The sequence below is a fragment of the Algoriphagus jejuensis genome, from assembly GCF_039523455.1.
GTDB classification, from domain to species: Bacteria; Bacteroidota; Bacteroidia; order Cytophagales; family Cyclobacteriaceae; genus Algoriphagus; species Algoriphagus jejuensis.
The window spans coordinates 156,975-165,433 of the sequence record NZ_BAAAFI010000046.1 but is presented as its reverse complement, the minus strand read 5'-3'; the positions used below and the strand labels follow the sequence as shown (position 1 = coordinate 165,433).

General features: G+C 44.5%; 12 protein-coding genes. 5 read left to right on the top strand and 7 right to left on the bottom strand.

The features are described from left to right. The first annotated feature begins 262 nt into the window (after positions 1–262). From ABD031_RS19250 to ABD031_RS19230, 5 genes are read left to right on the top strand one after another with little or no spacing between them, the layout of a single operon-like run. Positions 263–1,504, top strand: a complete 1,242-nt coding sequence (locus tag ABD031_RS19250) for a dihydroorotase (RefSeq protein ID WP_343854331.1) — start codon at positions 263–265, stop codon at positions 1,502–1,504. Beyond that, positions 1,497–2,009, top strand: a complete 513-nt coding sequence (locus ABD031_RS19245) for a DUF4199 domain-containing protein (RefSeq protein ID WP_343854329.1) — start codon at positions 1,497–1,499, stop codon at positions 2,007–2,009. Before ABD031_RS19250 ends, ABD031_RS19245 begins: the two co-directional genes overlap by 8 nt. A 7-nt stretch (positions 2,010–2,016) precedes the next feature. Further along, positions 2,017–2,565 (top strand): DUF4199 domain-containing protein, encoded by a 549-nt coding sequence (locus ABD031_RS19240; protein WP_343854327.1) that lies wholly within the window; start codon positions 2,017–2,019, stop codon positions 2,563–2,565. A gap of 3 nt (positions 2,566–2,568) precedes the next feature. Next, positions 2,569–3,531: a glycosyltransferase family 2 protein gene (locus ABD031_RS19235; RefSeq protein ID WP_343854325.1), complete on the top strand. Its 963-nt coding sequence runs from the start codon at positions 2,569–2,571 to the stop codon at positions 3,529–3,531. Continuing rightward, positions 3,531–4,493, top strand: coding sequence for a glycosyltransferase (locus tag ABD031_RS19230; protein ID WP_343854323.1), 963 nt, complete (start codon positions 3,531–3,533; stop codon positions 4,491–4,493). The genes ABD031_RS19235 and ABD031_RS19230 overlap by 1 nt, the downstream gene beginning before the upstream one ends. Here ABD031_RS19230 and ABD031_RS19225 read toward each other — a convergent pair. The 7 genes from ABD031_RS19225 to rpmG all read right to left on the bottom strand — a co-directional run bounded on the left by ABD031_RS19225 (position 4,490) and on the right by rpmG (position 8,448). Next, a complete protein-coding gene (locus tag ABD031_RS19225; protein WP_343854321.1) occupies positions 4,490–5,254 on the bottom strand; it encodes a class I SAM-dependent methyltransferase in 765 nt (254 codons plus the stop codon). The genes ABD031_RS19230 and ABD031_RS19225 overlap by 4 nt on opposite strands. Before the next feature lie 130 nt (positions 5,255–5,384). After that, entirely contained in the window at positions 5,385–5,561 is a 177-nt protein-coding gene (locus ABD031_RS19220; RefSeq protein ID WP_343854319.1) for a type II toxin-antitoxin system antitoxin, read from the bottom strand. 3 nt (positions 5,562–5,564) lie between these two features. Further along, the gene (locus ABD031_RS19215; RefSeq protein ID WP_343854317.1) at positions 5,565–6,056 is read right to left on the bottom strand and encodes a hypothetical protein; all 492 of its coding nucleotides are present in this window, start codon (positions 6,054–6,056) and stop codon (positions 5,565–5,567) included. 3 nt (positions 6,057–6,059) lie between these two features. Then, positions 6,060–6,905, bottom strand: coding sequence for an SPFH domain-containing protein (locus ABD031_RS19210; RefSeq protein WP_343854315.1), 846 nt, complete (start codon positions 6,903–6,905; stop codon positions 6,060–6,062). Between the two features lie 119 nt (positions 6,906–7,024). Continuing rightward, on the bottom strand, positions 7,025–7,981 hold the full coding sequence (gene ftsY / locus ABD031_RS19205; protein WP_343854313.1) for a signal recognition particle-docking protein FtsY: 957 nt from the start codon (positions 7,979–7,981) through the stop codon (positions 7,025–7,027). Positions 7,982–8,075: 94 nt separating this feature from the next. Then, the gene (locus ABD031_RS19200) at positions 8,076–8,228 is read right to left on the bottom strand and encodes a DUF4295 domain-containing protein (protein WP_343854312.1); all 153 of its coding nucleotides are present in this window, start codon (positions 8,226–8,228) and stop codon (positions 8,076–8,078) included. A gap of 37 nt (positions 8,229–8,265) precedes the next feature. Continuing rightward, positions 8,266–8,448 (bottom strand): 50S ribosomal protein L33, encoded by a 183-nt coding sequence (rpmG, locus tag ABD031_RS19195; protein ID WP_009036148.1) that lies wholly within the window; start codon positions 8,446–8,448, stop codon positions 8,266–8,268. Positions 8,449–8,459 lie beyond the last annotated feature (11 nt).

Here is an 8,459-nt window from a genome sequence, read left to right as displayed (position 1 = left end):
TACTGGGGTTACACCCGGGAGAGTAGGTCGCCGCCACATTATTCAAAGCCCTTTGGTTCACTCCAATGGGCTTTTTGCGTTTAGAGCGTCAGCCAAATTGATTTAGACTCATAATTCAAGCTATAAGGCCTAAGATGTCCAGTACTGAATTGATCTCGCTGCCAAATACTAGCCGCTGAAGCTTCCATTATGCCCTGCTTTTGTCAAGATCACTTTTCTTTTTATCCATTAATGTTGCACTTTTGCAGCAAAACTCTAATTGATGACTGTACTACTGAAGGGCCTTAGATTGATTCAGGATGGGGCAATTTTGGAACCCAAAGATTACACTTTCGAGAATGAAGCGATCGCAGAGGTTTTGGATTCAGGATCAGAGAAGTTCGCGGATACCATAGACGCTTCCTCGTTTTTAGCATCCAAAGGCTGGATCGATCTCCGGTGCGGCTTAGGAGAACCCGGTCAAGAGTATCGTGAGACAGTCGAGAGTCTGTGCCAATCCTTGACGGCTTCAGGTTTTGCGCAAGCTTTAGTCTTGCCGAACACAGAACCCGTCATCCAATCCAAAAGTGAGGTTGATTTTTTGTTGACCAAGGCAAAGAAATACAGTGTTCAGTTGCATGTCATGGGCGCAGTCACGAAGAGTGCCCTGGGAGAAGAACTCACCGAGATTTTGGACATGCATTTTCAATCCGGACTTCGCTTTTTTGGAGATGGGATTAAAACCTTGGCGAATTCTGACCGATACATGAAGATTTTGCAATACCTCCAAAAGTTTGACGGGGTATTGTTTGATCATGCCTACGACCCGTTGTTGGCAATATTTGGACAGATGCACGAAGGCTTGATTTCTACCAAATTGGGGATGAAAGGAATTCCGAACCTTGCAGAAGATGTCTCCATCCAGCGGAATCTAGAGATTTTGAAATATGCAGGCGGTCGGGTCCATTTTCAAACTGTGAATACTGCCAAAGGGGTAGCTCTGATTCGGGAAGCCAAAGCACAGGGACTAGCAGTGACCGCAGACGTGTCGATTTATCAGTTGGTGTTTTCGGACGCTGATTTAGTGACTTTTGAACCCAACTATAAGGTAAAACCTCCATTCCGAGGCGAGGAAGACAAGGCAGCATTGATCGAAGGACTTAAAGATGGTACCATCAATGCGATTGTTTCCAATCATCAGCCTCAGGATTTTGATTCGAAGTTTGCGGAGTTTGACTTGGCAGCTTTTGGGATGGCGGGGTTGCAGACTTTCCTTCCGGCCTTGGTTCAGCTATCCGAGGAGCTGCCCTGGGAACTGTTAATCGAGAAGATAACCAATGGGCCCGAACGCATCCTTTCTACTTCAAATCCGACTTGGACTATTTTTGATCCTACAGAAAAATGGGTTTTCGATGAGAAGTCAAACAAGTCACTGTCCGCTAACAATCCTTGGTTTGGAACAGAGCTTATTGGTAAAGTCAAATATGTTTTCCAAAAAGGCCAATTGATCAAGACGGATGACTAAATATTTTACGTCTGCCTATCAATTTGGAGCCCTGGGAGGTGTTTTGAGCATAATCTCCTTTTACAGTCTTTCCTTTTTGTATCATGATCCTACGAACTTAAACTTGCTTTTCGGCTACGTTTTGGTTCCGGTAGCAGTATTTCTTTCGATTAAATATTTTAAGGATTATGCTAACGCCGGTTTTCTTTCCTTTTCTGAAGGGATGACTGTCGGATTTGTGACCTATACTTTACTTGGGGTTTTGTCAGCGCTTGGTATTTGGGTGATTCTGTGTTTATCGCCTGAACTATTTGAAACGATTAAGGAAAGTAAGCTCCGTGTTTTGCTTGGAAATAGAGAGGCCATCGTGTCTCAGTTAGGAGAAAAGTCCTTTTCAGCTACCGAGGAAAATTTGAATGGGATGTCCCCCTGGGATGTTGCTTTGAACGATGGACTTTGGAAAATCGTCCCTGGAATGTTTTTTAGCATTATTATTTCCATTATTTTCAGGAAAAACCCTAACTGATTTTCTCATGGAAGAGCAACAAACACCCCTTCAAGCAGCGATTAAGCCAGGACTTACCATAGGTCTGGTGGCATTGGCCATTACTTATATAGCGTATTTTATTGATTCCAGTTTACTGGCATCTATGTGGATGTTATTGATTTCTATCGTGGTCTTCTTCGGGTTGATCATTTATTTTGGCAAACAATACCGTGAAGAAATCGGCGGCTACATGAGCTTTGGGACAGCATTTAATTTCAGCTTCATAGCCATGTTGATTTCTGGAATTGTGTCCCTAATCGGTCAAGTACTCCTTTTTCACGTGATCGACCCATCGCTTCCTCAGGTCTTGACCGACATCGCTTTTGACAAATCTTTGGAGATGATGGAAAGCTTCGGCCAGGATGCAGACGCGCTGCCTCCTGCTACTTTGGATGAAATTCGCAACAACACAGCCGCGTCGTTTACCATCGGCGGTCAGCTGAAAAACTTTGCCTTCGGTTTGATCTTTTATGCGATTATCGCTTTAATTTTGGCGGCAATCCTAAAGAAACGCGACAAATCGCTAGACTATTAATCCATGACTCAAATTTCCGTAGTTGTTCCTGTTTTCAACGAGGAAGAATCATTGCCAGAACTTACCGAATGGATCAGCCGTGTCATGAACGACCACGGCTTTTCTTATGAGGTGATCCTGATCAATGATGGCAGTACGGATCGTTCCTGGGAGTCGATCCAAAAATTATCCTCCCAAAATTCCAATCTCAAAGGACTTAATTTTACCAGGAATTTCGGTAAATCCGCTGCCTTAGACGCAGGCTTCCGACGAGCGGTAGGGGATGTCGTGATCACGATGGATGCTGACTTGCAGGACAGTCCGGATGAAATTCCTGGGCTTTATACCATGGTGACTGATGATGGGCTGGATGTCGTGTCAGGTTGGAAAAAGGAACGCCACGACCCGATATCCAAGACGATACCCTCCAAATTTTTTAATGGAGTGACTCGCTGGATCTCAGGAATCCAATTGCACGACTTCAACTGCGGGCTGAAAGCTTACCGCAATAAGGTGGTGAAAAATATCCATATCTATGGGGAAATGCACCGTTACATACCGCTGCTCTCTAAGTGGAATGGCTTTGGGAAAATCGGCGAGAAGATAGTCCAACATCAGCCTCGAAAATACGGCTATTCCAAATTTGGCTTGGAGCGGTTTCTGAACGGTTTTTTGGATCTGATCACCGTTTCATTTGTCCATCGATATAAGAAAAAGCCCATGCATTTTTTTGGGCTTTTGGGCAGCTTCTCGTTTCTTTCTGGGTTCTTAATTACGGCCTGGTTGATTTTTGAGAAAATCTACGGGCTAAGCAAAGGATTGAAAGTCCGCGAAATCGTGGACCAGCCGCTGTTTTTTTTGGCCTTGGTAGCCTTGATCATAGGAGTTCAACTGTTTGTCACTGGTTTTATTGCTGAGCTGATGACATCTAATCAGTCCAAAGAAATCGAATATAAGATCGACGAAGAGTTGAACTTCGACTTCTGATGTTTTTTTCGATCATCATACCGGTTTACAATCGGCCTTCGGAAGTCCAGGAGCTACTTTCCAGTTTAGCTATTCAATCCTTCCGGGAATTTGAAGTGATTTTGGTTGAGGACGGATCCACAACAAAATCCGATATAGTCGCCTCTCGTTTTGAATCGATTTTTACGGTACGGTATTTTTTCCAGGAAAACCAAGGTCAGGGATTTGCCCGGAATTTGGGAATGACCAAAGCCAGAGCTAATTTTTTTGTCATCTTGGATTCTGATGTGATTTTGCCATCGGACTATTTGATGGTTTTGAAAAAGACGATTCTGGAAAGGAAATTGGACGCTTTTGGCGGTCCGGATGCTGCAGCCTCAGATTTTTCAAATCTCCAAAAAGCGATGGATTTTGCGATGACTTCGTTTTGGACGACGGGTGGAATCAGGGGGAAGTTAAAAGATCCTTCAAAATACCAAGCTCGGGGCTTCAACATGGGAGTTTCGCGCCAAGTATTTGAAATCTTGGGTGGATTTGTAGATCCTAATCGTGGAGAAGATATTGAATGGAGTTTACGGATCAAAAAAAACGGGTTTAAGCTAGAATTGGTTGAGGAGGCCTTCGTGTTCCATAAGCGGAAAAACACGCTGGTTTCATTTGCAAAGCAGGCCTTTTCTTTTGGAAGAAACCGGGTCAACGTGTCCAGGTTTCACCCGGAAGCCATTAAGTTGGTACATTGGCTGCCGACCATTTTTCTGTTTTTCGTACTTTCTATTATCTTCAATTGCCTCTTTTTTCAGATTTTTCTAATCCCTCATTTGCTTATAATCGGCATCTGGGCTGGCTTGGTTGTCTACACGGCATGTTGGAAGTACAAGTCGATATCCGTGGGAGGTTTGGCGCTGATGACCTCGGTTATCCAGCTTTGCGGATACGGTGCTGGCTTGATCGTGGAGCTTTTCAGGAAAAGCGTCAGTCGTTAATTTCCTTTTCTACAAACAAAAATCACTTCGTCCGGAGCCAAGGCGAAGCGCTTAACTTTTTCAGCGGAAAGGGCTTTTACGAACAGATTTTCCTCAATCTGGAGCCCTGATTTGCGCAGTCTTTCAGCGTAATCTTTTCCAAACTTCCTAACATGATCCCGCTGTCCAAATAAGCGCTCTCGCTCGGTAGGATCGGTGATGGACTTGTCCTCCAAGGTTTTTTCCAGATTGTAAACCGGAGATTGTAGGATTCCCCATCCATTTGGCTTCAGTACACGGTTGAATTCGGAGCACGCCAAGATATCATCCTCGACATGCTCTAAGACGTGATTGCAAAAAACCACATCGAAGGTATTGTCAGTGAACGGAATTGAGTGAACGTCCATCTTGACTTTTGCCAATGGCGACTCAATATCGGCGGTGATGTAATCCAGATTTGGAAGCGCTTCAAACCGATCAATAAAACAATGCTCAGGTGCAATATGAAGGACTTTCAGCTTTCTGGTAAAGAACTCTGTTTTCTCTTGGAGAAAAAGCCACATCAGGCGATGTCTCTCCAGTGCGAGACAGCTTGGACAAAGCGCGTTTTCCCTTGCGACTCTTCCGTAGGGTAGAAATTTCTTGTATTGGCTTTTGCAGACCGGGCACTCGACATCCGTTCCCTTATTTAGTTGTGAAAAGAGTTTCATCACCATCGGGCTGACGGTTTGAAGGATTGGTCTGGGGATATAGCGAATGACGAAACTGATTGCTTTTTTCATGCTTTGTGAATTGCTCCGCAAGTTACCAAAACAAATGCAGTTAGACTTTCTTGACTCACTCTTCGGGGGTTTTTTGGGAAGTAAAAAAGGCGGATCGCTCCGCCTTTTGGTGATTTTGGTTCTTTACCGCCTAGTCGCTTTCGGGCTCGGAAGATCCTTTTGGTAGTCTTCCTGCTTTTCGGAGCGATTCCCGGATAATCCACTCCAATTGGCCGTTGGTACTTCTAAATTCATCGGCTGCCCACTTTTCCAATGCCTTCATCATGGATTCATCGAGTCGGAGCGCAAATGCTTTTTTCTTTGACATGATTTAATCCTCCATCCAATTTTCTATAAACTCACGCAGTTCTTTCGGCTTTTGTGTGCCGATCAGAACCTTTTTCTTCTCCCCCAGATCAATGGAAAGTCCGCTGTCACCGATCACGGTGTAGGCTTTGGTCGTGCTATTTCCTTTGATCCCCCAGCCTCCATGGTCCATCAGTGGGTTGAAGGATTCGATTTTGGCTTGGTGTATTCGTGATTTTTCGATCAGTCTCCACTTGACGAAAGGGAAATAGTTGTAATGGATGCCCGAGTCATCAATTCGGGTTTCCAGTTTGATGTTGAATATCAACCCCATCACCAATGCCATTATGGTGAAAACGGAGATCAAGGCAATCATTCCGTCCTGTATGTCCGTTGATTTGCCGGAAAGCACCACTACACTTACCAGAATAAGCGTAGGAATCTCCAGCATCAGGATCAGATACATCACCCAAGTGCCTCGATAGGTTTGCTCTTCTTTGAAAATCCGGCCGTACATGAGTTACTGATTTAAAGTACCGACATTTAACACGGGTTGTGCGCTTCTGTCAGAGCAAAGGACGACCATCAGGTTGGACACCATCACTGCTTTTTTCTCATCATCAAATTCGATGATGTCTTTCATTTTGAGATCAGCTAGCGCCATTTCGACCATGCCGACGGCTCCTTCCACGATTTTCTGTCTTGCTGCAACGATAGCCGTGGCTTGTTGTCTTTGGAGCATCGCAGACGCAATCTCCGATGCGTAGGCCAAATGGGAAATTCGGGCTTCGATTACTTTGATTCCGGCATGATTTAGCCTTTCACTGATTTCTTTCTCCAGAGAATGATTCACATCCTCGACGCCTGATCTCAGCGTGATTTCAGCTTCCTCAGCCTCAAAGTTATCGTATGGATAAAGACCAGCCATCTTTCGAATGGCTGCGTCAGACTGTAGGTGGACGAAGTTTTCATAGTCATCCACATCGAAAGTGGCTTTGAAGGTATCTTCCACCTGCCAGACTACGATCGTTCCGATCATGACCGGATTACCGATCTTGTCATTCACTTTGACAGGCTTGTTTTCGAAATTCCTCACCCGAAGTGATATTTTCTTTTTGGTCATGAAAGGGTTGACCCAGTAGAACCCATTCGCTTTTACGCTTCCTTTGTAGTTGCCAAAAAGCAATAGAACCATGGCTTTGTTGGGCTCTACGATGAAGAATCCAGGCAAACATAGAAGGGAGAGAAAAATGAAAGCTGCGCCAATGGGTGCTCTTGCAACCAGAAGAAATACGGCGGCAATGATTCCGAGTAATACCAGGAAAACCATGATGTATCCTGAGCTGGGTTTGGTTGTCTTTTCCATTTCAATATGATGTTAAAATGATATCATAGTAAATAACGTCAATCGTCATTGAATGTTCAAATTTTTTACAAAAAAAAATACCCCGGTGCGGCCGGGGTATCTAAGTCGATAGGGGATTTTTAGTTCTTTTTGAAAAGAGAATCGACAAATTCTTTTCGATTGAATAGCTGGAGATCCGTCATTTTCTCGCCGACACCGATGTATTTGACCGGAATCTTGAATTGATCTGAGATCCCGATTACAACGCCACCTTTTGCAGTACCGTCTAGTTTGGTGATTGCCAAGGCAGTGATGTCCGTGACTTTGGTGAATTCTTTGGCCTGGATAAAAGCATTTTGACCGGTGGAGCCGTCCAAGACCAGCAAGATTTCGTGCGGAGCATCAGGGATGAACTTCTGCATGACACGTTTGATCTTGCTTAGCTCGTTCATCAAGTTGACCTTGGTATGCAATCGGCCGGCGGTATCAATGATGACGATGTCGGCGCCAGTATCTACTCCTCGTTTTACCGCATCAAACGCTACCGATGCTGGATCGGTATTCATTCCGTGAGACACGACCGGCACACCAACTCGGTCTCCCCAAAGAATCAGCTGATCCACGGCGGCCGCTCTGAAGGTATCTGCTGCTCCAAGCACCACTGATTTTCCGGCGTTTTTGAAGAGGGAGGCCAATTTGCCGATGGTGGTCGTTTTGCCGACGCCATTGACTCCGACGACCATGAGGACGTAAGGCTTTTTGTCTGCTGGGATTTCAAAATCAAGGAGATCCTGTGTATTGTTTTCCTCTAAAAGGGAAGCGATCTCTTCGCGTAAAATCACATCCAATTCCGAGGAGTTGAGGTATTTGTCTTTAGCGACGCGATCTTCAATCCTTCGGATGACCTTGATTGTAGTGTCCACTCCGACATCAGAGGTGATGAGGATCTCTTCCAGCTGATCGAGTACTTCCTCATCTACTTGGGATTTGCCTACGACAGCTTTGCTTAATTTGGAAAAAATGGATTCGCTGGTTTTCTGAAGCCCTTGATCCAGACTTTCTTTTTTTTCTTTCGAGAAAAATCCAAAGATTCCCATGCTGCGTTGTGTTTTAAAAGTGGAATATAATGAAAAAGTCCCTGCTGATTTTTGACCAGAGGGACTCAAAGTGCATTACGATGCGCTTGGCAAATTATTTTTTCAAGGTTTCCTGTACCAGTGGGGAAGGAACCATTTCTTCTCTGAAGGTATAAGCACCGGTCTTTTCAGACTTTACGGCACGGATCACTTTGGCGTAAGATACGCCACCTTCTTTTTTCAGGGTTGCTACTACTTTCTTAGCCATTTCTGTGTTGTTTAAGCGGGATCAGACCCGAGCTAATTTACTTGATTTCTTTATGAACAGTTACTTTCTTCAGGATAGGATTGAATTTCTTCAGCTCCAATCTTTCAGTCGTATTTTTTCTGTTTTTGGTAGTGATGTATCTTGAAGTACCTGGCATGCCGGAGTTTTTGTGCTCGGTGCATTCCATAATCACTTGTACTCTATTGCCTTTCTTAGCCATCTCTGTGTTGA